This window comes from Paenibacillus sp. MAHUQ-63 (assembly GCF_028765165.1).
Classification (GTDB): domain Bacteria; phylum Bacillota; class Bacilli; order Paenibacillales; family NBRC-103111; genus Paenibacillus_E.
On the sequence record NZ_JARADB010000003.1, the window covers coordinates 1,126,042 to 1,150,884 of the forward strand.

The following is a 24,843-nucleotide window of genomic DNA, read 5'->3' on the forward strand; positions in this document are numbered from 1 at the left end:
GGCTCCGCTGATGTTTCCGCCGTCTGTCAGCGCATTGCCGTCTTTCTTCCACTGGTAGCTAAGCGGCGCGTCGCCGCTGGCGGTTACACTGAACGTTGCAGTCTGCCCCTCTGTCACTGTCTTGTTCCCTGACTGACTTGTGATCGACGGTGCCACGGGCGCCGGATTCACCGTCAGAGTTGCCGCGTTGCTTGTCGCATTCCCCGCTGCATTGGTGACCGCGACGGTATAGCTGCCCGCATCGCCCGATTGCGCGTTTGTGATGCTTAGGCTCGCCGCCGTGGCTCCGCTGATGTTTCCGCCGTCTGTCAGCGCATTGCCGTCTTTCTTCCACTGGTAGCTAAGCGGCGCGTCGCCGCTGGCGGTTACACTGAACGTTGCAGTCTGCCCCTCTGTCACTGTCTTGTTGACCGGCTGACTTGTGATCGACGGTGCCACGGGCGCCGGATTCACAGTCTGTGTAACCGTAAATGTTACGTTCGTCATGTTGTCCGCATATATCGTCACCGTTGCGGTGTACGTGCCTGCTGCCAGGCCGTCCTTTGCTTTCACCGTAAACGTCGTCGACGTCGTTCCGCTGTTCAGAGTCGTCGCTCCCGGCTGCGTAATTACAAAGTCGGTCGCATTGGTTCCGCTTAACGCTGTGGCTACGTTCGTCAAATCCCCGGTGCCGGTTGTCGTAATCGTGATCGTTTTCGTGTCCTGAGCGCCCGAACTGTAACCTGCCGTCAGTGCCGTTGCCGTTTGATCGGCTATCTCTGCTATCGTGTACGTTGGTGCATAATCGGTCATGACGCTCACCGTGTTCGAGTTGCCTGCGTTCGCCCCGCCGGTGACCACTAACCGGAAATCATATGCGGTGGCCGCGCTGAGCCCCGTTACCGTCGCGGTCGTCGAACTGGTTGCAATCGCGCCGATCGTGGCCGTTGTCCATGTATTCGCTCCGGCTGGCGACTGCTCGATGATGATCCCCGTCGCTCCGCTGGCTGCTGTCCAACTGAACGATGCCGTTGTGCTCGTCTTCGCTGTGCTTGCAAAGTCAGTGATCGCGGATGCAGGTATATCCAGCTTCTGTATGCGATGGTTGGAAGTATCGGCCACATATACATTCCCACTGCTGTCTACCGCCACTCCATAGGGACCACTAAACTCGCCCAAGTTGGTTCCAGTGCCGCCGCCGACCTTTTTCCACTCTCCCCATGTATTCGTCGATAGGGTCAGCTTCTGGATGCGATGGTTGGAACTATCGGCCACATACACATTCCCGCTGCTGTCTACCGCCACTCCATAAGGACTATTAAACTCGCCCAAGCTGGTTCCAGTGCCGCCGCCGATCTTTTTCCACTCGCTCCATGTATTCGTCGATAGGGTCAGCTTCTGGATGCGATGGTTGGAAGTATCGGCCACGTACACATTCCCGCTGCTGTCTACCGCCACTGCACTTGGACCAGTAAACTCACCCAATCCGCTTCCTGCGCCGCCGCCGACCTTCTTCCACTCGCTCCATGTATTCGTCGATAGGGTCAGCTTCTGGATGCGATGGTTGTTACGATCACCCACATACACGTTCCCGCTGCTGTCTACCGCCACTCCCATTGGAGTGTTAAACTCGCCCAAGCTGGTTCCTAAGCCGCCGCTCTTCCCCCACTCGCTCCATGTATTCGTGGATTGGGTCAGCTTCTGGATGCGATGGTTGCCGGAATCGGCCACATACACGTTCCCGCTGCTGTCTACCGCCACTCCATAAGGATTACTAAACTCGCCCAATCCGCTTCCTGCGCCGCCGCCGACCTTTTTCCACTCGCTCCATGTATTCGTCGATAAGGTCAGCTTCTGGATGCGATGGTTGGAGGTATCGGCCACGTACACATTCCCGCTGCTGTCTACCGCCACTCCTCTTGGAAGAGCAAACTCGCCCGGACTAATCCCGTTAACAGGCCCTAATACAGACCACTGAATCCATGTATGGTTGGCTGCGTTCAGCTTCTGTATGCGATTAATGTCATCGGCTACATATACGTTCCCACTACTGTCTACCGCCACTCCATTTGGATTAGTAAACTCGCCCAAGTCGCTTCCTGTTCCGCCGCCGCTCTTCACCCACTCGCTCCATGTATCGTTGGCTGCGGTCAGCTTCTGGATGCGATGGTTGCCAGAATCGGCCACAAAGATATTCCCGCTGTTGTCTACCGCCACTCCTCTTGGAGTATTAAACTCGCCCAAGCCGGTTCCTGCGCCGCCGCCGCTACTTTTCCACTCGCTCCATGTATTCGTGGATTTGGTCAGCTTCTGTATACGATTGTTGAAAGTATCACCCACATACACGTTCCCGCTGCTGTCTACCGCCACTCCATTAGGAAAATTAAACTCGCCCAAGCCGCTTCCTGCGACTGCGCCGGCGCTGGGCTTTTTCCACACGCTCCATGTATTCGTCGATAGGGTCAGCTTCTGTATGCGATGGTTGCTACTATCGGCCACGTACACATTCCCGCTGCTGTCTACCGCCACTCCTCTTGGATTGTTAAACTCGCCCAAACCGAGTCCGCTGCCGCCGCCGACCTTTTTCCATTCGCTCCATGTATTCGTCGATAGGGTCAGCTTCTGTATGCGATGGTTGCCAGAATCGGCTACGTACACATTCCCGCTGCTATCTACCGCCACTGCACTTGGACCACTAAACTCACCCAAACCGGTCCCAGCGCCGCCGCCGACCTTTTTCCACTCGCTCCATGTATTCGTCGATAGGGTCAGCTTCTGTATGCGATGGTTGCCAGAATCGGCCACATACACATTTCCGCTGCTGTCTACCGTCACTCCTTTTGGAATGGTAAAACCTCCCGGGTTTGAACTGATGACCGGCCCAGTCCGGACAAATTGACTCCATGTCTCCGCTGCATATACCGGGATTTCTAACATACATGTACATGCAATAAACAGCGCCACGCTCAATATGTACAGCTTCCACAACCATTGTTTGGCTTTTCTTTGATGATTCACAGCTATCGTTCCCCCTTTTCGACAAAAATCAGGTTTATTATACAAAATCACAATAAACAAAGAATAAACAACAAAGAGCCTTGGAATCCCGATCAATTCCGAAGGCTCTTCATTCTGCTTGTTTCTATTGCGTCAAACTAACGATAAAATCCCGGATTCGGGGATCAGGCTTCGTTCCAAGCTCTTGCAGCAGCATCTCCTCCAGCTTGCGATATTGTCGAAACGCCTCATTCTTCCTCCCCATCGCTGCGTACAAACGGATTACCTCATGATTGATATCCTCTCTAATCAAATCTAATTTCAAAATTTCGCAAAAGTAATGCAACGATCTTTGCGGCTCGTTTCGCTTCATATGGAATCTTGCGGCGGCCTCCAGCAATTCGATATAATTTTGTTCAAGCCGGCGGGTCTTTTCGCTCGCCCATTCGTATGCCTTTCCTTTCAAAAACGGCCCCGTATATAGCGTTTCCGCTTGTTCAAGCAGATCTGCGCTGTTTTCAGAGGACACTCTGATTTGCCGCAGCAACCGTTCGAATTCATACAAATCGCAATAAATGCCGCTCTCTTCAATCCGGATTTCGTTTTTGCCTGCTATAATAAAATTCCCCATCTTGTTCTCGCTGATCGCTTTTCGAATATAGTACAGGGTCGAATTCAAATTTTTCCATGCTTTTTCAGGTTCCAAGTCACTCCATAACGTATCGATAATTTCTTCCCGACTGACTGTTCCCTTGCAAACAAGAAAAGTAAACAGTTCTTCCGTTTTAGGACTCCTCAGCTTTAATGGCTCTTTATTCTGATCCCGCCGGTATATCTTCAATCCATTGAACAGAAGAACCTCTATGGAAGATCCGGAAGCCGCACCCCGATGTTTTTTTCTGATTTTGTCCAACGTTTTTGACAAACGCTCGGTGGTTACAGGCTTCAGCAGATAATCCAGCGCGCTCATATCGAACGCTTGAACTGCATAATTGTCATAACCGGTTACGAAAACCACGTCTATAGATTCATCGAGCTGAAGCAGCAGACTGGAAAGCTTCATACCGTTAATTTCCGGCATGGAAATATCTAGAAATGCGATATGTATCGTATTCGCCTTCACAAATTCATAAGCTTCCAACGGGTTTAGAAACGTCTGGCATATTTCGATGTCTCCGTTCTCGGATAGTATCTTCTTCATTCGTTTCACCGATAATTCTTCATCATCCACGATAATGGCTCGCAGCATGCTTTAGCCTCCAATCTGCTTAATCGGCTTAGCAGGAATCTCAAAGGATACCTTCGTGCCCATTCCTTCCGTGCTTTCTATACGGAGGCTCTTTCCGTAAAGAAGCTTCAGGCGCCGACTAATGTTCCACAGCCCTACGCCTTCCTTTTGATCATCCGATTCCAGTATTTCCTGCCGTTTTTTTTCTGTCATACCGCATCCATTGTCCTCTACGGCAAAGCTGATCACGGTGTCCGCTTCCTTTTTCACGGATATTTGTACGTTTCCTCCCCTTAGAATGGACATCAGGCCATGTCTAATGGCATTTTCCACCAACGGCTGCAAAATCAGCGGGGGAATCAGAATATTCCGATTCACATCCACATCATATTCCACATTCAACCTGTCGCCAAACCGCGCCTTCTCAATGTTGATATATGCTTGTACCAGATTCAATTCATTTTCTATGGTCGTAAGCGAATCCAGTTGCTTGAAATCAAAGCTGCCTCTCAAATACTGCGAAAGCTGCAGCGTCAGCTCCTCCGCCTTCAGAGGCTCATCCGGGCAAAGTGCGGCAATTGAATTTAGGGCGTTGTACAGGAAATGAGGTTTGATCTGGGAACGCAAAAATGCAATTTCAGCGTCCTTTGCGTTTTTCACGGAAGCTTTCAGTCGGATGAGACTTCGGAGTCGCGCCATTAACTCCTCCGCTTCAAACGGTTTCCCAACAAAATCGTTTGCACCATTTTCCAGCGACAAGATCATATCGTCAACCCTATCTTTAGCCGTCAGCATCAGTACCGGCAGTTCAGAGGAAGAGAACCTCTCTCGAATCGCTTTCAGCACCCCGTAGCCGGACATGTCAGGCATCATGATATCCAGTATAACCAGAAAAAATTCCCGTTTTTTTGAAAGTTCATCCAGCGCCATTTGCCCTCGATTCACAGCAAGGGTGGAATACCCCTCCAGCTTCAGCAAATTGATCATGGATTGAAGATTGCCGAATTCATCATCCACCACCAGAATAGATTCGTCTTTTTCCCCTTCGACATATAGGGGATACTCCGAATAAGCGATGCTCACATCCTTTTGCAGCGGTTCCTTCTCATCCGCTTGTCCCTTCATTTTTCTCGAAACCGTGCCCGATATCGGAAGCGTAAAAATAAAAACCGATCCTTGCCCGGGATTGGATTCCACATGAATTTCTCCGTCGTGAAGCTCCACCAGCTTCTTCGTTATGCTTAATCCAAGACCGGTTCCGCCATAATTTTTCGTTTCGGAAGCATCCGCCTGTTCAAAAGCCTTAAAAATACGATCCTGCATAGGCTCTGTAATCCCGATACCCGTATCTTTTACACGAACCTCAACCCTATCACGGATAACTTTGGCACTTACGTCTACCACGCCTTGCTCGGTGAATTTGATCGCATTGCCAATCAGATTGTGCATAATTTGGATCAGACGGTTGCCATCCGCATATACCTCAGGAATATTCTCTGAGATCCGGTTGGCAAGCGTTATCTGCTTTCCTCCCAGCAGAAACAAGTGAATCCCGATGACCGAATCGACGACAGCTTTCAGATCTATGCCGCTTTTATATAACGAAATATCTCCATGTTTCATTTTTGAATAATCGAGGAGCTCGTTTACAAGATAGGATAATCTTCTTCCGCTTTCCATCACAATGGTGAGATTATGCGCTTGTTTTTCGTTAACCGGCCCCTCAACTCCCTTAATAAGGGTATCAGTAATGCTCACTATGGCATTTAATGGCGTCTTCAGCTCATGGGAAGTATTGGACAGAAAATCATCCTTAATTTTGTCTAATTGGAGAAGCTGATTTTTCATTTCATCTATCGTATGATAGGCCTCAAAAAAACGGAGAGCAATCATAAAGATCAGAATGATGTTGAACACAACGATATAAAATTGCCCTAGCCATAGATTTTCTTTAAAAGAAAAGGCAAACAGGATAATGTCTATGGAATACAAATTAATCGCGAGAATCGCCATGAACAGCAGAAAAGATTTAAAGCGATCGGTTTCGGCACTCTTGATATGTAGTAAGGCAATTCTCAAAAGCAGCCAAATAATCATCAACTCATACAAAGCGATCATATACGGTTGGATGACCATATAAGCGCGAATAGGAAGGAACGCTATCATAACCAGATAGCAGCTTAATACGATGGTTACGGCTTGAGTAAACTTTAGCGAAATAATGCTTTTTTGCAGTTGATAGAAAAAGATAGCTAACATAATCATGCAAGCAAATGAACAGATGTCCTTCATCTTAAATAAAACTTCGAATGAAATTCCAGGCAAATATACTATGAGAGGTCGTTCTCCGAGCAAGCCGTTATAAATTGCGTAAAGCAAACAAATTACAGCAAAAACCAGCAATGTATAGTCTTTTTTGCGATATAACGCTGCCGTTACAAAGCAGATGAAGAAAATAAACGCAAGCGTGAGGAGAATAGCGAAGGTACTGAATTGATGCGCCGCGCTCTTCTGCTGAAGCTCATTCATCGCGGCTTGTTCACCAAAATAGATGGATACCGGAATGCCTCCATTTACATAATCATAATTGGCAACCTGGACGATAATTTCAACGTCTCCCTTATCGGAAGAAAAAAAGCCGATTTGCGGAATATTCCCCGGTCGGTAACCCGCTGCTTCCTGCGACGGTTTTCCATCCGCGAAGAGCATGTGCCCGTTTGCATAAACCGCGCTTGAAAAACGTATGTTCGACTTTTTCAAAGCAAATGTTCCGTTGAAAGGCACGTTTTTCAGCACCATTCGGTAAGTGGCAAAACCAAAAGCGGGCAAGGGCTGGCCATTGACTATTTTGCCATTCCACTGAGAGGGCACCTTGATAAAATCCGTCGTAGAGGGCTTGTGTGTTCCTGCTTGGTTGAAATCGTCAGAGGTTAACAATCGATTCCAATAAAATTCCCATTCACCATCCAGCTTGATTCGCTTATTCTGTTCATAATTCCACGCAGAGAGGTCCATTACTCCATCCCGAACCATTAAACCTTTCTGCTGTTTTTCTTTATCCATGACGATGGATAGCGGAATTAGCGAAAAAGAAATCAAGCCAATAAGACAGACGATCAAGGTCCTTTTAAGCACAGGCATCCCCCCTTTAAAAATGATGAAACAGGTATTCGACATTTTTTTCAAAATCCCTCTAAATGCTCTGCGAGAAAATTGGGAAAAACTTTCAATTAAGTCTTAAACGCCCATGCCGGGCGCGCATACAAAAAAGAGCCTGCTACTTGTGTAGCAGAGCTCTTTTTCATTTTGTGGATTAACACTATGTAAGCGAACCGTAGCTTGGTAAATCCATAATTCGACGCCGTGTGATGCTAAAGATTTTTAAGGATGCTACATTAAATCCGCGCGAGTCCTCTTCGATCAGGCGCGTGCGGAGGCTCTTCCAGCCATTCGTACTCAATCATGATATCCATTCCTTCTTTTCCATACTTCATAATTTCCGGGATTAATTTGGAATACTCTGAGACTAGATCAACTCTGGAAGACGTCGATAATGCATGTCCAATATAAGCTGCCCCTTGTGTGTTAAGCGTTGTAATCAAAAACATAATCAACCTATCGGAAAACGGCGAAACTGTAGATGTAGTTACTTCGGAATTAACCATTATAGTCCCAAGAAGATCATCATTAATAAAGGTCTTATTCAAAAACTCAATCTGTTTTTGAGCCAACTGCTTCCCCTTAACCAGATGTTGCTTAACCTTTTCATCTTTGGCAACCTGAATTAATCCGGTCAATAGAAGCAATCCGAAGTAGTTTCGCTCAATATTAAAAAACATCTCCGAAATTTCAATTACATTAAGGGGACGTTGTTTCTCCAACCACTTCGAAATAAAGGTTTCCTTGTTCCTAATAAACTCGATATGATCCGGATAAGGAATCATCGGCGGTCGATCGTATATTCCTTTATGGAGCATTAGTTCGATTGAAATATTGTATAATTCAAGCGTCGATTGAAGACACTTCGTAAAAAATAATCGAACATCTTCACGAGCCACGTTAGAAACGATCTTTCCATAGGTCACCAAACCTACTCGACTCATGCCATACACATAGCTTACGGAAAATAAATCAAAAAACAACGCTGGAGCCGTAAGGTCCACATCATTTTCCGAAAACCCCCTCGGAATAGGGAAGTTTTCTTTTGAAAAAATATTCTTGATTTCCTCCATGTGCTTTTCGGATAAATCCATTGTTCTTTGCAGCAGGACTTCAACGTCTTTATGTCCATTGTACTTTTGCAGATGTTTGATTAAACAAATAGACATGCTCTCATTGATATAAACCGACCATAACCAAGCGATTTCAGTGGATGATAATCCGACTTCATGTGTCACGTTCATTTTCCCTCTCCTCGCCCTTTTCTGAAATTTTCCGCAGATCCTCCAGCGCATTAAGAACTGTATAATTATGGTTTCACATTAACAAGAAGAAAATTCATCCGTTTGTTTTTTAAGTTAGGTTAGAACTCAACAAGGTCATTTAACCGTACAACGACAACAAGCGATGGTTATTATCCATCGCCTACTTATCTTTCTTCATTAGTTTCTCGTCGTCATATTCAATTCTGTCAATTTGCTCAATACGATTAACAACATGAGGTGGCCGTTCCAGCCATCCATGCTTAATTTAAATATTAGCCGCATCCTCCGCATAAATTCCTATTTCAGCAAGAAGTCGACATACCAGCACTATACAATTACTTTCTCGAGAGTGAAACGAACAGATTAAATCGATAAGAAGTAAACAAAATTGCCTTGTAACAGGAACTTACAGACATTAGAAAGTTCCCCCATAGTAGCTATATGGTTTGAGATCTTTGTTAATGCTCAACGGAGATCTTAACACGTTAGGATGGCTGTTTTATTATCCGTCCTCTTGCAGTTTATCTAAGTCCTCTAGGTTTTTGAAAAAACTGATTTTAAGATCGATTTTCTTCAGCGACTCTTCCAGTTCCTTCATTTGATCGATAACTTTCCGGCGATAAGCTTCCATAAATTCTCGTCGTGCTGTTATTTGAGAGACTTCACTATTTTGCAAGTCGATAAACTGCTGCATCTCCCGAATGGGCATCCCCATCGTTCGAAAGTAACTTAAAACTTGAAACCATGCGATATCGGATTCTGAATATTGACGATATCCATTTTCGTCCCGTTCTATACCGTCAATTAGCCCCATTTGCTCATAGTATCGCAATGTGTGGATGCTTAATCCCGTCTCTTCAGAAACTTGTTTGCTCGAAAATTTGTTTTCCATATTTTTTATTATAGCAGTGATTTGACTGTATTGCTATCGAGTGCACTCTATACTTTATCATTGCACATGTAAGCAATAATTTTTCATTTTAGGAGGAATTCATTATGCGTATTTTTGTCACCGGAGCAACCGGATTCATCGGATCTGCGGTCGTCCGCGAACTGATCGATGCTGGACATCAAGTTGTCGGCCTTGCCCGCTCAGACAAGGCAGCTGTGTCGCTGACGGCCGCCGGAGCGGAGGTATACCGTGGTGCTCTCGACGACCTCGACAGCCTGCGCGACGGCGCCGCTGCGGCGGACGGCGTTATTCACCTGGCCTTCATTCACGACTTCGCGGACTATGCAGCCGCTGCAGAGACCGATAGGCTGGCGATCGAGGCGATAGGAGCAGCGCTTGAGGGCTCTGACAAACCATTCGTAGTCACCTCGGGGACGCTCATGCTCACGCCGGGACGTCTTGGGACAGAAGAAGACGCGCCGATCCCGACTACACCACGGCACTCCGAGAAGGCGACGATGGCGCTGGCAAGTCGTGGGGTGCGATCATCGATCGTCCGTCTTGCGCCGTCCGTGCACGGCCCGGGCGATCATGGCTTCGTCCCGGCCCTTATTGACATTGCCCGCGCCAAAGGTGTCTCTGCCTACATCGGCGACGGGTCCAACCGCTGGCCGGCCGTGCATCGCCTTGATGCGGCGCGCCTGTTCCGGTTGGCGGTGGAAGCCGCACCGGCAGGCTCGCGGCTGCACGGCGTCGGCGATGAGGGTGTGCCCTTCCTTGATATCGCCGGCGTCATTGGTCGCCACCTGAACCTGCCGGTGGTCAGCATTCCCCGCGAAGAAGCGGACGCCCACTTCGGCTGGCTTTCCTTCGCCGCGCCAGCCGACAACCCGACTTCGAGCGCACTGACTCAGGAACGTTTGGGATGGCGGCCAGTGCATCCCGCACTGATCCAGGATCTCGAACAGGGGCACTACTTCAACAGCTGAACCGCCATAAAAATGTGACACAGGACGATTCCCTGGTAATTGCCGGGGGATCGTCTTAACCGTATTCAAGTATAATTTTCAAATTGATATTTAGTCCTCTGACGATACCCACTATTTCCATGCAAGGCTACACTCGCGATAGATAATTTTCCTTCAACCAATTCATGCTTTCTGCAACTGCTTCCAGCGAAGGATTTTCACATTTATCCTGCTCGACGATCAGCCAATCGACATCCGCCTCGGAAGCGGCTTCTATAACATCCGGCAAGCGGATAATGCCTCTTCCTAATTCCAACGTATCAATTGTGCCGTCCGGGGCATGTCGGAAATCCTTTAAATGTAACAAAGGAAGACGGCCCGAATATTTGGCGATGTATGCCAGAGGGTCTTGGCCGATGAACTGCACCCAACCGAGGTCCATTTCCACTTTTGCTTCGGATGGGGGAAGTGTATCGTACAAAGCATCAAATACAAATTGCTCCCCAATTTTGTTCTCGAATTCAAATGCATGATTATGATAGGCAAATTGCAGACCTTGTTTTCGCGCTTGCTCGGCAACGCTTTTGAAGAATTCAAAATGCCGCTGCCAATCTTTTCTATCCTCCGGCGCAATACTTGGGCAGATGATATATTGTCCGCCGATCGTTTTTAAGTAAGCCAGCTCATTTTCGAGGTTGTCTTGAAGCAGATGATAGCGTACATGGCTTCCAATCGGCTTCAAATTCAGTTCATCCAGAAGACCCTTCATCTCTTCTGCCGGCACATTGAAATAACCTGCAAATTCTACTCCCTCATATCCCATAGCAGCTACTTTGCGGAGCACGCCCTTAAAATCCTTGGCCGTTTCGTCGCGAAGCGTATACATTTGTAAGCCTAAGCCCATTCTCTTCAAAGCAATCTCTCCTCTCTGTATCCAGAGCCTTATTTCACTGCTCCGCCGGCCAAGCCTGTAACGATTTTCTCCTGGGCCATAAAATAAATCAGAAGCAGCGGTAAGCTTGCTAATGTCAAGCCGGCCATCAACGCCGGAACGTTTACGGTGAATTCACCGTAGAACTTTTGCATACCGAGCGGCAGCGTCATATTTTCCGGACTCGTAATCAAGACCAGCGCAAAGATAAATTCCGTCCAAATATGAATAAAATTATAGATGACGATGGTAGCTAATGCAGGTGTCAGCATCGGTAGTACCACATTCCAAAAAATACGCTGGTGACTGCAGCCGTCGATCTCCGCCGCTTCTTCCACCTCGCGCGGCAATTCGGCCATAAACTGTGACAGAATAAAGATCGAAATCGGCAGGCTAAAGGCAACGTATGGGCCAAACAGGGCAGGAATGGAGTCGCCCAAGCCCATGTTTTTGGTCAATATAAAAATCGGAATCAAGGTAGAGTGGATCGGCAGCATCATTCCGGATATAAATAACAGGAACAATAGTTTATTACCCCGAAATTTCAAGCGGCTGAGCGGATAGCTGGCCAACGCAGAAATGAGCACAATCAGCACAACCGATACCACAGTTACCACGATACTGTTGAACAGGTAGCTGCCGAGTCCTTTTTGAAAAGCCAGTATGTAGTTTCCAAACTGCACCGATGTGAATAAGGAAAAAGGATTCATAAAAAACTCTTCTTGCGTCTTAAATGAAGTCAGCACCATGTATAAAAACGGGTACCCTGTAAATACCAGCAGAAGAAGTGCTATGACATACAAAGGGATTGCCTTTATTGTTGATACCATCTAGAACATCCCCCTCTTCTTCCGGCTTGCTTCCAAGGCTTGAATAATTCCGGCGGCTATAAAGGCCAGCAAAAACATCATAAAGGCAATCGAGCTGCCGTAGCCCATATTAAAGTGAATGAACGCTTGCTTATACATGTAGGTACCGAGCAGCTCTGTACTGTTATTAGGGCCGCCACCCGTCATGATGTAGAAGATATCAAATGATTTCAGGGAGCCTACAATCGCCAAGGTAGATGAAGTGACGATCGTCGGGACAAGCAGCGGAAAGGTGATATGCATAAACCGTTTAACGGCGTTAGCGCCGTCAATGCTTGCCGCCTCGTACAAATCCTCCGGAATCCCGACAATAGCTGCTTTGAACAAAATCATGTAAAAAGGCGCGTATTGCCATACGGTAACGATAAGGATTGCGGTCATTGCGGTTTTTTCCTCGCTTAACCAAGCTACATACTCAAACCCGAACAAGCTAATTAATCGGTTGACTGCACCGTTTAGGGGATCAAACATGAACACCCACAGCAAGCCAATCGCAACAGTCGACATCAAAAAGGGCATAAAATAGATCGTTTGAAAAAACCGTCTTCCTTTTATAGGGGCAAACAGCATTAACGCCATGATCAAGCCCAATGGAATTTGCAAGAATACGGAAGCCAATATGACTTTAATGTTGTTCCACAGAGAATGCCAAAATACAGAATCCGCTAAAAGTCTGAAGTAATTATCAAGTCCGATAAATGTTTTTTCCGCTCCGCCCTTCCAGTCGTAAAGACTGTAGTTGAGCGTTCCCACGATGGGATATAAAATGTAGACGGCATAAATAAGCAGCGCAGGCGTCAGAAACAACCAGATCGTAATCAGTTTTTCAAAATGCTTGGTTTTTCCTTTTATTACCGGAGCAGTTATTGGATTAGCTTCACTAATTTTCTGCAAGGATCCCACGCCTTTCATAGTTGATGAGAATAAGGGGAGGGAGATTCGTCACCTCCCCTCCCTGCTATTATTTTTTCAATACTTGCTTCGCTTTTTCTTCCATTTGTTTAGCGGCTGCCTCTGGAGTCGTCGACAACCCGAACAAGGCTTGTGTTGTGTCTTTATGCAATTCGGCAAGGTCAGCCGGAAGCGTTTGGTCATACGGCCAGAAGATCGTTTTGGCTACATTGACCATATCAGCTAATCTCTTTGCGTACGGATCCTTGTATTCAACGCCTTTCACAGCAACAACAGAGCCCGTACGGTCGGAATAAGCTTGTGCTGTTTCTACGCTGGCCAATTCCTTGATCAATTCGATGGCCAATTCAGGATTTTTCGATTTCTTAGCAACTGACCATACAGGCGCTGTGGAGCCTTGTAGACTGGATTGGTCGCCTTTTCCGCCCGGCAGAGCCGGGAAGTTAAAGAAGTCCAGCTTTTTCTCGAAAGCAGGTGCTTCTGTACGTACATTGTTCACCAGGGAGTTGGACATTAGCATCATAGCAGCCTGCTCGGTATAAAGAATTTGACGGGATTGGCCGGCGTCATATGGAAGCCCGTTAAAGCCTTTGTTGAAGGCTTCCTTCTTCACCAGTTCTTGAATATATTGGCCTGCTTTAACATAGCCGGGGTCATCAAAGCCTTTTCCGGTCCGGGCCAAAGCACCGTTAAACAAATCAGAGCCTGCTTCGCGATCGGCAAGATACATCAAATAATAAGCTCCAGGCCACTTCGGTTGGTTAGCTAATGCTAACGGGATCACTTTATTTGCCTTCAGCGTATCAATAACGGTCATGAACTCTTCCCATGTAACAGGAGGCTTCAAATTATACTTGGCAAAGATGTCTTTATTGTAGAAGATTTGCGCAATGGAAAGTCCCAAGGGCAGCCCGTAAACCTTGCTGTCAAACGTTGCATTATCGAGAGCTTGCTTGCTGAAGGTGTTAGCGTCAAATTTGCCGGAAATATCAAGAACATTCCCTTGGTTCACAAATTCCTTCAGCCAGCCACCGCCCCAAGAATGGAACACATCAGGAGGCGTGCCACCGGACATGGCTACAGCGAATTTTTGTTTATAGGTATCATTTGGCGTTTGCAGCGTCTTCACTTCAACATCCGGATGCTTCTTTTTGAAACGCTCTACCGCTTCCAGATATACTTTTTCTTTGTCACCCGGATCGATATACCAGAACTCAAGAGTTTTCTTTTCTCCGCTCGCCGTCTTTGTGTCCGCTGGCTTCGGATCGGCCGGTTTTGTACCGGAAGCCGCCGGAGCCGGTGCGTTACTGCATGCCGCTAAAGTTAAAAGGGATAGGACGCTCAACAATGCTACTGTCTTTTTCATGTGTGACAACCCTCCTGATAATGTTTTAAATTAGTTTGATATTATAAAACAACGTTTTAACAAAAGTAGCCGGCGAGCCATCCCCCCTCTCAATACAAAAATTTTGTAATCGATTACAAAAAGAAATGTAATCGATTACATTTAGCTAAAAGTTTGATTACCTTAGCTCAGCGCCGCAGGATTGTCGAATAATTAACTCATCACTGATAAAAATATGACTTTTCGACTGCAGCCTCCCTTGCAGTAATGCTATTAACAGCTGCGTAGATATTTTTCCGAACTCTTCTTTTGGTTGGGCAATCGTTGATAAAGGCGGCTCGCATATAGAAGCCATCCTAATATCATCAAACCCCATAACTGCCAGCTGTGAAGGTACTGAAATGCCTAATTCTTTAGCAGCCCTCATGGCGCCAATAGCCATCTCGTCGCTGGCTGCGATAACCGCTGTAGGACGGTTGGGCGAAGACAGCATCTCTAGAGCTAATGAGTACCCTGCATCCAGATAAAAATCTCCTTCACGGATTAAAGCTTCATCCGTCTCCAAACCGTTCTGCTCCATAGCCTGTCGGAAGCCCTTTAACCGCTCGGAGCTTATTTCAAGATTAAGCGTTCCGGCTAAATAGCCGATTCTGCGGTGGCCCAGCTTAATGATATGCTCGGTTGCCGCCCGGGTGCTCACAGCGTTGTCGTTGGTCACAAAAGGAATATCAGGATTAGACACCTTGCGTCCTACTATAACAACCGGATACTCTTCCGCTATAGCTTCTAAGGCTGCTGTTTCCATTCGGGGAAACAGCAGGATCACTCCGTCGACCATCCTTTGCTTAAGCAGGCGGATGTAACTCTCTTCGAGATCCGGAGATCTGTTCGTGTCTCCCAACAGCACTTGGTAACCGCTTTCAATCGCAGTTGCTTGAATAGTCTTAAGTATGGATGTAAAAAAAGTATTCACGATATTAGGAACAACCACCAGAAAGGTATTGGTCTGCAGTCTTCTTAGATTCCGTGCCAAAACATTCGGCTGGTAGTCCAGCTCCTTAATAGCCTCGTATACCTTCTGGCGGTTCTTGGGGGATACCTTATCGGGGTTAGAGTAAACCCTTGAAACGGTTGCTACGGATACGTTAGCTCTCTTAGCCACATCATCCATCGTAGTCTTCTCCATTTAAGGATTCACCTCTTCTTTGATGGAAATGTAATGGATTACATTTAATTGTATGCGCTTTCTTAAATTGATAATAGAGCATAAATAGGAACATGTCAACACGAATTTCCTCCTAAAAAGCGGCCGATTGGAAGCGGTCGAAGAAGAAAAATGCCGTAACTCTGCAGCTTCTCTTCAATGCTGCAGCAACGTCTCGTCCGGCACAGAAACAAGCTCATGCGGCAGTAGATTAAGGTTAGCATATATATGTCTGAGAATGTACGATCTAAAAAAAATCTTAGAGGAAGATTCCTCTAAGATTTTCTTCAGTAGGACAGTCAGTTTTTTAACGCTTATCTTTTCGCGTAACGGTCATAGGCTGCCTGCTGTATTTTCAGCACATTGTCCAATCCCATTGAGTTGATGTGTGCGACGAAGTCGTCGAACTTATCCAGTGGCTCCGTCCCCATAATAAATTTGTTGATCATTTCATCCTTATACGTTGTAATCTCCGTGTACTTCGAGTTCAGCACATCACGTTCCTCCTGATTGAACGACAGGGAAACTGGAAATTTGTCCTTAATAAACGGTGTAATCGAATCGCGGATTTTCTCGATCTTTGGAGTCACCATGGCGTTCTCGTAACGGATATCCCACTGATAAGCAAACTCTCTGTGGCCCAGCTCGTACATTTTGATTAACGGGGAGTTATTCGCGTCCTTCATGATCGCATCCGTATATTTGGGCTGGTTGTTCTCCATCGTGTATGTTTCTCCGAGCTTGCCGAAGTTCATTGCCAATTGGCCTTCCGGACTATAGAACCAGTCCTGCATCTTAGCGATTTCTACTTTATATTTTGATTTGGAGCTAAGCGCGAAGCCGTTCTTAATCAAGGTTTGCTGGCTCTTGGTATAGGGTTCCGCTCCGGACGGTCCCTTCAGCGGAATGGTACCGGTCATCACCGTATTGGGATTCGCTTTTCCGACTAGCTTCTCTAAATATTCAATTCGGGGGAAGGAATCGAAAGTCAGTCCCGACACCTGGTTGGTAAAGCGGGATTCCCACACCTTCTGGTCATTGGTGACGTACTCCTTGTCGATCAGCCCTTCCTTATACAGCTTTGAGACGTAGGTTAGAGCCTCCTTCAACTGAGGATTCGTGAACGTATACTTCACTTTGCCGTTATCTGCGTAGAAGTCCTCCTCCAGCGACACCCCGAACGGCTCAAAGAACGGAAGTAATCCTTTTGTTTTGTTGCGGGTCGTAAACGGAATCTCATCGTTCTTCCCATTACCGTTCGGATCCTTCTCTTTAAAAGCCTTCAGGACCTGATACATCTCTTCGGTTGTGGTCGGCGCCTTAAGCCCCAGCTTATCTAGCCAGTCCTGCCGGAAGATGTTCAGATTAATCGTCTTGACCGCTGAGATTTGGGGAAAGAAATAAATATTTCCATCATCTGATTTGATCTCTTTCATAATTTTCGGATCTGCATCCATAACCTTTTTAAAATTCGGCATATATTGATCAATCAGCTTATTGAGCGGCTCGAAGATGCCATTTTCACCGCCCTTATTGAGCAAATCCGGGGTAGCTTCCATCAAATCCGGAAGATTGCCTCCCGCGAGTGTCAAATTGAACTTCTCGATGTAATCCTTCGTTTCGTTCGGGGCCTTGACCCACTTGAAATAAACGTTGGTCTTCTCCACGATCGGTTTCATCCAAGGGAGGTCGTTGGACTCGACTGATTCCGGTCTAGGTCTCATATAGACGCTGATTTCTGTCTTTTTGTCTACAATTTTCGCATTCGGGTCTTTCTGGGCGGCCGCCGGCTCGGAAACCTTAGCAACTGCGTCTTTCGTCGGCTCGGGTGTGCCCCCGGTTTGGCAAGCTGTGAGCAGTACAGATAGCGCTACTGTAGTAGAAACGCCTTTGATCATTTTTTTTCGTTTCATCTCTGTGAACCTCCTTTACAATTCTCAAAAGTATGATCATGGGACGGGGATCCCGTGATGTAATGAGAAAACGGTACAAGTTCAGCCCTTCACGGAACCGATCATCGATCCCTGTACGAAATACTTCTGGATGAACGGGTAAACAACTAGGATCGGCAGCGTCGCAACCACCAGGGTAGCGTATTTGATTGACTCACTTATCAGATTCTTATCGTCGTAAACATCGACCATCACTTGATCCGTCTGATTCTGGATGACGATATCCCGCAGCAAAATTTGCACCGGAAACTTAGCTTCGTCATTGAGATAGATCATGGCCGGGAAGAAGCTGTTCCACTCGTTCACCGCGTAGAATAGTCCGATGGTCACCAGACTCGGCACAGACAGCGGCAGGACGATGCGGATCAAGGTTTGGAGGTAGGAGCAGCCGTCGATCTTGGCGGCATCCTCCAGCTCGGCCGGAATCTGTTCGAAGAATGTCCGCTGGACAAACACATAGAACGATGCAATCGCCGATGGAATAACGATAGCCCAAATGGTGTCTCTCATGCCTAAGGCATTGACGACTAGAAAGGTCGGGATGAGCCCACCGCTGAACAACATCGGCAGAAGCACCAATGCCGTCAGCACGTTCCGACCGGGTAAATCTCGCCTGGACAGCGGATAGGAAGCGCAGATTGTCAGAACGAGACTGATGGCCGTTCCGACTACCGTATAGGTCACCGTATTCAAGTAAGAACGCGCTAGCATCGGAAATTCAAGCACCCGCCTGTAAGCCTCGAATTGAAGCCCCATCGGGATAATGCCGATTCGCCCCTGCTGGATAAACAGCTGGTCACTTAGCGAAGCTGCCAGAACGTAAAGGAAAGGATATAACGTAATTACAGCCACAACCGACAATACGACCATATTGATGATGTTGAACAGCAGCCTTCCCGGCATTACTCGCATTGAAGACATCTCATTTTCCTCCTACCAAAGACTCGTTTCCGAAACCTTTCGTGCAAATCGGTTGGCCGCTACAATCAGAATCAGGCCCATCACGGATTGGAACAAGCCCACTGCGGCTGCAAAGCTGTAGTTGGTTTCCAATATCCCCCGGCGGTACACATAAGAGCCGATGACGTCAGCTGTTACGTAGGTGTTCGGATTATAGAGCAAAACGATCAGATCGTACCCGACCTCCAGCATGTGCCCTATTTTCAAGAGGAACAAGATAATAATTGTCGGCAAAATGCCGGGCAGTGTAATATGCCATGTCTGTCTCCATCGGCTTGCACCGTCTACTCTCGCCGCCTCATATAGCTCCGTATTAATGCCGGTGAGTGCCGCAAAATACAGTATCGCCGACCAGCCCATCGTTTTCCATAGGTCGATCCCGGTGTAAATGCCCCAGAAATACCCGGGCTTCAACAAAAAGCTGATCCGTTCGTAGCCCATTTGGACAAGCATATTGTTCACCAAGCCGACCGTAGGCGACAGGAAGGTAACCGCCATACTGGCCACGATGACAGTGGACACAAAATGGGGTAAATAACTGATCGTCTGCACCGTCCGTTTGATCATCGAATTGCGAACCTCATTCAGCAGCAGAGCAAAAATAATTGGGGCGGGAAACACAAACACCAGGTTAAGCAGGTTGATCATCAAGGTATTTCTAAGTAGCCTCCAGAAATAGACCGAATGGAAAAAATCGATGAAATGCTTGAAGCCGGCGAAGTGACTCGCCAGTATCCCCTTATATACGTTGTAGTCCATAAACGAAATGGTCAGCGCCATAAACACGGGGACGTACCGAAATACCACATAATAAATCAGCGGTGCCAGAAACATCAGATAGTATGGTAGTGCTTTCTTGAATGTCTTCTTCCAGTTGGCCGCTTTAGGAACGCTTAGCCCTGGAGAAGTAGTGGCGATAGCACTGCTCTGTTTATCCATAGGCACGGTCCTCCTTTCGTGAATTCGTTTTACGCTATAAATGTATACGTTTTCATTCCTTTCGTACATCGATATTTCTTTCGATTCGTCTACATATTTCCATGATGACGATCTCTTTTTTATTGGATTCATAGTCAGACCGTAAGGCAAGGGTCCGGCATGATCAACCGGACCCAGGATCAAGTATGACAAGACAGACCGTCTGTAAAGAAGAGTACTTGACAGGCTCACTTTGGTGATGCTGAAATAAGGCACTGCGTACTAGTTGTTGCAGGTTTCGTTCATATAGCGCATTGTATTTCCCCTTGGCTCTTGGGCCCACCTAGCGGAAATACGATGCGTTATTCTACTCAAAAACGGGCATTTAGGCCGCGGTGCGGAACTACAGGCCTTTATTTCGCGGTGTAGGCCGGTTTCCGGGCCGTATCAGGAGCATTAGCGCATCGTAGTTCCGCTTCACTCGCCAAACACGCCGTATTCGCTGATTTAGCGCATTGTATTTCCCTCGGCCCAATTCCCCGTTCTCGCCCAAGCAGCCCGCCAATAAATAAAGGGTAACCTCTCAGTCACCCCAAAACATATAAATTCTTATATCTCTAAAAAGCCGCCCGGCGCCCGGACAGCCATTATCACGATATTAACTCTGCTGCATTTGTCTAAACTGGCCGGGAGTTACCCCCTCGTATTTCTTAAAAACCCGTATAAACGTATTGGAGTTGGTGAAGCCAACCTGGTCCGAAATATCGGTAATCGTATCACCGCTGCGGCTAAGGAGAGCTTTGGCCTCCTCCACTCTTTTGGAATTGATGTAGTCTACACAGTTCATGCCTGTAATTTCTTTGAAAATGCTGCTTAAGTACGACGGCGACAGCCCGAGTGCATCCCCAAGCACGGTCAGTGATAAATTTTGAGCGTAATTCTGTTCCACATACGCCTTGATCCGGGTAAACATATGCGAAGATTGGCCCTGTTTCCGTTGAAGGATCCAGCCGCTGATTTGGCCGAACGCCTCTTCCATGCATTCCTTCTTCTTGTGTAGCCCGGGCTGCTGGTCGAGCTGCTGGTACAAGTCGAATCCGGCCCCGAAGATCTCTTCCATCGACGAGTGTACTTCATACACGGTTCGCACCGCCGTTCCTGCAAGAGCATGAAACAGGTTGCGGATCATCTCCGGGGTTAGACTCCTGCTATCCAAGTGTTCTTCCCACAATGTCTCCAGAAGCTCGCTCCAGCCCGATCGATTTCCCGTTTTGACAAGATTGACGAGATGCTTCTCCGTTTCCAACGAATAAATCGGCTTACCGGCCAGCCGGCCGCCAACTTCTTCTACAAAAATAACAGTGCCTTCTCCTTGCACGATTTTATATTGCAAAGCGCGCAGTGCCTCGGCATAAGAGGACGGAATATCGTCTGCCCGGGCGTAGAGCTTCCCCACCCCCACCGTGATGGACCGAGAATAAGACATCTGCAGCCCTTCGGTCACCCTATGGATAAATTCATATACGGTCCCCAGCTCAGGGCTGTTCCGGTCTATATTCAGAATGGATACGAGCATATCGCTTCGTTTCCGGATCGTTTTGACTGCATACGAGCAGAATGGTCCGTAACCATCGGGGTTATCAATCGCGCGGATCATTTCTTCTATAGCGGAGCTGCCCGTGTCCGTGAGCGTGAAATCTCCGAGCTCAAAAACGATCACCTGGTAGGAATCGAAGGCAAAAGGCAGCTCGAATTCCTCGGACAGCCTCTCGAGCTCTCCGGAGGAGATCCCGTTCTCGAGCAGATCGTTGAGCACTTTATGCTGCAGAGCCGGAAGGTTGCGGTGAAATGCATTCCGTAGGCTAGAATTCTCATAATACACGAAATTAATGATGCGATTGATGAACTCCAGCTCATTTTCCGGTTTTCGGCCTCCCTCCGGCTGCTTTCGATCGAACTGCTGGATGTAGTCGACGATTTTATGTATGGGCCGGTAAATCCGGTTGGTCAGCCCGTAAGACAGGATCCCCCCGATCACAAGGCACAGCAGAGCAGCCATAATTGTAAACTGTCTGAAGCGGCTAACCTTCTCCGTAATAAACGCAGTAGGGACGACACTGATGTATTTCCAATCGCTGACTTGCGATGAGGTGAATACGATTTCATATTTCTGGCCGGAGACTTCTGCCTGAACATGTCCTTCTTCTGCTTCCATATTTTTGAATTTATCCGAAAGTTCGTTCCTAATCGTGTTGAACAGGTCTTCCTGCCCGTGCCGCATGGGGCTGCCGAATACCACATTTCCCGCCTTGTCCATTGTGTAAATAAACGCTGGATAAGGGTCGCTGACCCGTTGGATCATCTTGGAGAAGTCTTCCGCCTTTACATTGATGTATAAGATGCCCATCGGAGACAGGTCGTTTAAGGGCGCAGTCCGAGCAAACGTAAGCAAATTGGAGGTTACTCCATAGCTCGATGCTTGCTGGCGTCCAACGTATGTAAAGCCGATATGCTCCTTCCGCGGTTCCCTCCATTCGGAAGAAGCATCCGTTTGAAGTATCTCCTGGTAAAAGTACTCCGTGTTATACTTGGAGATATTATTCAGCACTACCGGGTACCGGTAGAACTGGATCCAAATATCGGCAAGCAGCGGATTAGCTAGCTTAATGCTTTTCAAATAATCAATATTATCCATAAATAGAAGTTGGTCCAGATCCCACGTCTTTTCCGATAAATAAAGTGCCCGTCGAATCGATGGCTGCAGCGAAACCTGATAGGTTAGGTTGTCCATCGTACTTAAGGCATGATCGACGTTATCCCGTGCCTGCTCAATATACCTGTTGTTGGATTCCACGACCTCGTCGGTCAGCAGCGCGGACGACTTGCTATAGGAAGCGTAACCGAATGCCAAAATCGTAAAGAGCACAAAGACATTAAATAAAATCAACAGTCGGATAAAAACGCTTCTCTGTTTAAACAGCTTTAAGCTTTGAGGAAGCATTGACAGTTTGACCCCCCATGCCTTCTATTTATTACCCTCACTAACAATACTAGTGGAATGGCCAAAGGGTGTAAAGCGCTTTCAGAATGGGAGCTCACGAATTTCCGCGATATTCAAACTGTTTAAACGTCGCTTTGCCGCTGGGTTGAAACAGTACGCCCATTGCAAAGATCCCCACACGAGGAGCCGTATAGCACTTATATCGGGCATAATTCTCCGGATATAAAAATTCGGCCGGCACGGTAACGTCCAGCTCTGTAAACGATACACCGTCCGTAGAGTACGCGAAGGTGAAATGCTGAGCGTCCAGCCTTGCTTTCAGCCACAAATCCGCTCCTGGCTCCAAATCAAGCTTGCGCTGATAAAGCACATTGCGGAAGCACTTCTCCGAACGGTCCAGCTGTAAATAAAGACCGTCTGCCTCCTGCCTCTCATGCATCCTATTCGTGTCGAATTTCTGTCCCGAGGTTTGGCCGATCCCATTGCGGACACTCATCAGCAGCATGGCATCCATATCGCGATAGAGAATCAGCCCCGCTTCTTCACCTAAAGATCGCGGCGCCAAGGATAGCCGGGTTAGCGCCTCAAACCCGAAATGCTCCCAACGGCGGGTTAAGATCAAGGTGGAGCCTGGAACATATAAGGGATACGCTTGGCATTCCAGCTCTAGTCCGTTCCCCTTAAGCGTATAGCCCCCTTCCAGCGGATAGCGCACCCACTCCCAGACCGGAGACAGCTCCTTTTCGTTAAAGCAGTCCGTCTTCTCCTCGGTCAAATCAGGGGCTTGCCCCCCCTCAATCAGAACCTCCACACGCTCCTGCGGACGGCCGCCGTCTCCAACTTCAAACCAACCGTTGTCCGTCCAGCGTACATGCTCGAGAAATGTCTCGCGGCCTAAGGGGGTTGCTCCGCCCGGCGTCAGCGGACGGCCGGCGAGATGGAGCATCCACCAGTTCCCAAGGGAATCCGCTACCAGCTTGCCATGCCCTGCCTTCTGCAGAGGCTTCGCCGGATCTGGCTGGGATAGAACCGGATTGTGCGGACAAGACTCATACGGTCCCCAAATGGAATGGCTGCGTGCCAACGTTACCTTATGTCCGAAAGAGGTTCCTCCTTCCGCCAGCATCAAATAGTAATAGCCGTTGCGTTTGACGATGTGCGGCGCCTCCGGCGTGCTGCCTCCGGTACCCGGCCACACCTGGCGGGCTTCCCCGATCAGGCGGGTTCCGTCGGCTTTAAGCTCCTGTAGCCAGCCTCCGCCGAAGGCGAGATATCGTCTTCCGTCGTCGTCATGAAAGATCGACGGGTCTATGAAATGATGGTTTAATACAATGCCATCCGAATAAGGTCCCTCCGGCCGGTCAGCCGTAAACAGCAAATTCGTGCATCGCGGCTGACCATGGAAAAAAGGAACGACCACCCAAAACTTCCCGTCCGCATAAGAAATATCGGGAGCGAATACACCGTGAGAATCGGGGACTCCGGTCAGATCGATCTGGCTCCTTCGGGTGATAACGTGCCCGATCGGCCGCCAGTTTATGAGATCACGGGAATGGTGTACCATGACCCCAGGGAAATATTGGAATGTTGAGGAAACGACATAATAATCCTCCCCAACCCGCACAACCGAGGGATCGGGATGATCCCCCGGCAGCACAGGGTTAGGTACAGATTTTATTCTACGCTCAGCCATATGGTTGGAGGCACCTCTTTCAGCTTAATTAAACATCAATTGGATTCAGCAGCCCTTCTTCCTATCCTCAATATATTTCTAAACTGAGCTGACTGTAAATCTTCATTTTTTACGACTCATCTTTATTTTTTTAAGGGCAACTCGTCTTGACATTTGAAAGAGACAGCAATTCATGATGCGCTTTCTGGAGATATTGACGGAACGCTTCGAATTCTAGATTGGAAACGTCACTGTTTTTTATGTGAAAAATGATTTCGAAAGAGAAGTCATGTCGAAGGTGTTTACGTATTGTTCGGAGGTTATAGATTATCTATGAAGCCCGGGGTGCTATTACTCCAGCGTCTTAGCAGCAAATACTAAGTATGACATCAGACTTGTGTTGCATGCGCATCCTTTATGAGCTTCACCACTTCATAGGCTATCAGAGAAGTTGAGTTTACCGTACTCCGTTTCTCTAAAAAAGGGGGATTCCGAATTTAATTTAATGAGATTGGTTCATTGATGAAAAAAACGCCTCGTCCGGTTATCGGACGAGGCGTTAGTTTCGAGATTGGCGGTAATCGCCGTATA

General features: G+C 47.6%; 16 protein-coding genes. 1 reads left to right on the forward strand and 15 read right to left on the reverse strand.

Going from position 1 to position 24,843, the window contains the following annotated elements:
* The 5 genes from PUT07_RS20860 to PUT07_RS20880 form a co-directional block, all read right to left on the reverse strand.
* On the reverse strand, positions 1-2,997 hold a 2,997-nt coding region (locus PUT07_RS20860), incomplete at its 3' end, for an immunoglobulin domain-containing protein (protein ID WP_274470338.1).
* A gap of 124 nt (positions 2,998-3,121) precedes the next feature.
* Positions 3,122-4,225: a response regulator gene (locus PUT07_RS20865; RefSeq protein WP_274470339.1), complete on the reverse strand. Its 1,104-nt coding sequence runs from the start codon at positions 4,223-4,225 to the stop codon at positions 3,122-3,124.
* Between the two features lie 3 nt (positions 4,226-4,228).
* Complete coding sequence (locus PUT07_RS20870; protein WP_274470916.1) at positions 4,229-7,381, reverse strand: ATP-binding protein; 3,153 nt, start codon at positions 7,379-7,381, stop codon at positions 4,229-4,231.
* Between the two features lie 218 nt (positions 7,382-7,599).
* Positions 7,600-8,607 carry a DUF3231 family protein gene (locus PUT07_RS20875; RefSeq protein ID WP_274470340.1) on the reverse strand — a complete coding sequence of 336 codons (1,008 nt, stop codon included), beginning with the start codon at positions 8,605-8,607 and terminating at the stop codon, positions 7,600-7,602.
* A 523-nt stretch (positions 8,608-9,130) separates the two neighbouring features.
* Positions 9,131-9,520 (reverse strand): MerR family transcriptional regulator, encoded by a 390-nt coding sequence (locus PUT07_RS20880; protein WP_274470342.1) that lies wholly within the window; start codon positions 9,518-9,520, stop codon positions 9,131-9,133.
* A gap of 104 nt (positions 9,521-9,624) precedes the next feature.
* Here PUT07_RS20880 and PUT07_RS20885 point away from each other — a divergent pair, with 104 nt between their 5' ends.
* Complete coding sequence (locus PUT07_RS20885; protein ID WP_274470344.1) at positions 9,625-10,509, forward strand: SDR family oxidoreductase; 885 nt, start codon at positions 9,625-9,627, stop codon at positions 10,507-10,509.
* Between the two features lie 127 nt (positions 10,510-10,636).
* Here PUT07_RS20885 and PUT07_RS20890 read toward each other — a convergent pair whose 3' ends face one another.
* The 10 genes from PUT07_RS20890 to PUT07_RS20935 all read right to left on the reverse strand — a co-directional run bounded on the left by PUT07_RS20890 (position 10,637) and on the right by PUT07_RS20935 (position 24,273).
* A complete protein-coding gene (locus PUT07_RS20890) occupies positions 10,637-11,401 on the reverse strand; it encodes a sugar phosphate isomerase/epimerase family protein (protein WP_274470345.1) in 765 nt (254 codons plus the stop codon).
* A 29-nt stretch (positions 11,402-11,430) separates the two neighbouring features.
* Positions 11,431-12,249: a carbohydrate ABC transporter permease gene (locus PUT07_RS20895; RefSeq protein WP_274470346.1), complete on the reverse strand. Its 819-nt coding sequence runs from the start codon at positions 12,247-12,249 to the stop codon at positions 11,431-11,433.
* Positions 12,250-13,182, reverse strand: a complete 933-nt coding sequence (locus tag PUT07_RS20900; protein WP_274470347.1) for a carbohydrate ABC transporter permease — start codon at positions 13,180-13,182, stop codon at positions 12,250-12,252.
* Positions 13,183-13,249: 67 nt separating this feature from the next.
* Positions 13,250-14,566 (reverse strand): extracellular solute-binding protein, encoded by a 1,317-nt coding sequence (locus PUT07_RS20905; RefSeq protein WP_274470349.1) that lies wholly within the window; start codon positions 14,564-14,566, stop codon positions 13,250-13,252.
* Positions 14,567-14,723: 157 nt separating this feature from the next.
* Positions 14,724-15,731 (reverse strand): LacI family DNA-binding transcriptional regulator, encoded by a 1,008-nt coding sequence (locus PUT07_RS20910; RefSeq protein ID WP_274470350.1) that lies wholly within the window; start codon positions 15,729-15,731, stop codon positions 14,724-14,726.
* Positions 15,732-16,063: 332 nt separating this feature from the next.
* Entirely contained in the window at positions 16,064-17,662 is a 1,599-nt protein-coding gene (locus PUT07_RS20915; protein WP_274470351.1) for an extracellular solute-binding protein, read from the reverse strand.
* An 81-nt stretch (positions 17,663-17,743) separates the two neighbouring features.
* Positions 17,744-18,622 carry a carbohydrate ABC transporter permease gene (locus PUT07_RS20920; RefSeq protein ID WP_274470352.1) on the reverse strand — a complete coding sequence of 293 codons (879 nt, stop codon included), beginning with the start codon at positions 18,620-18,622 and terminating at the stop codon, positions 17,744-17,746.
* Positions 18,623-18,634: 12 nt separating this feature from the next.
* Positions 18,635-19,600, reverse strand: coding sequence for an ABC transporter permease (locus tag PUT07_RS20925; protein ID WP_274470353.1), 966 nt, complete (start codon positions 19,598-19,600; stop codon positions 18,635-18,637).
* Between the two features lie 637 nt (positions 19,601-20,237).
* Positions 20,238-22,580, reverse strand: coding sequence for a helix-turn-helix domain-containing protein (locus tag PUT07_RS20930; protein ID WP_274470355.1), 2,343 nt, complete (start codon positions 22,578-22,580; stop codon positions 20,238-20,240).
* 94 nt (positions 22,581-22,674) lie between these two features.
* Positions 22,675-24,273, reverse strand: coding sequence for a glycoside hydrolase family 43 protein (locus PUT07_RS20935; protein ID WP_274470356.1), 1,599 nt, complete (start codon positions 24,271-24,273; stop codon positions 22,675-22,677).
* Between the last annotated feature and the right edge of the window lie 570 nt (positions 24,274-24,843).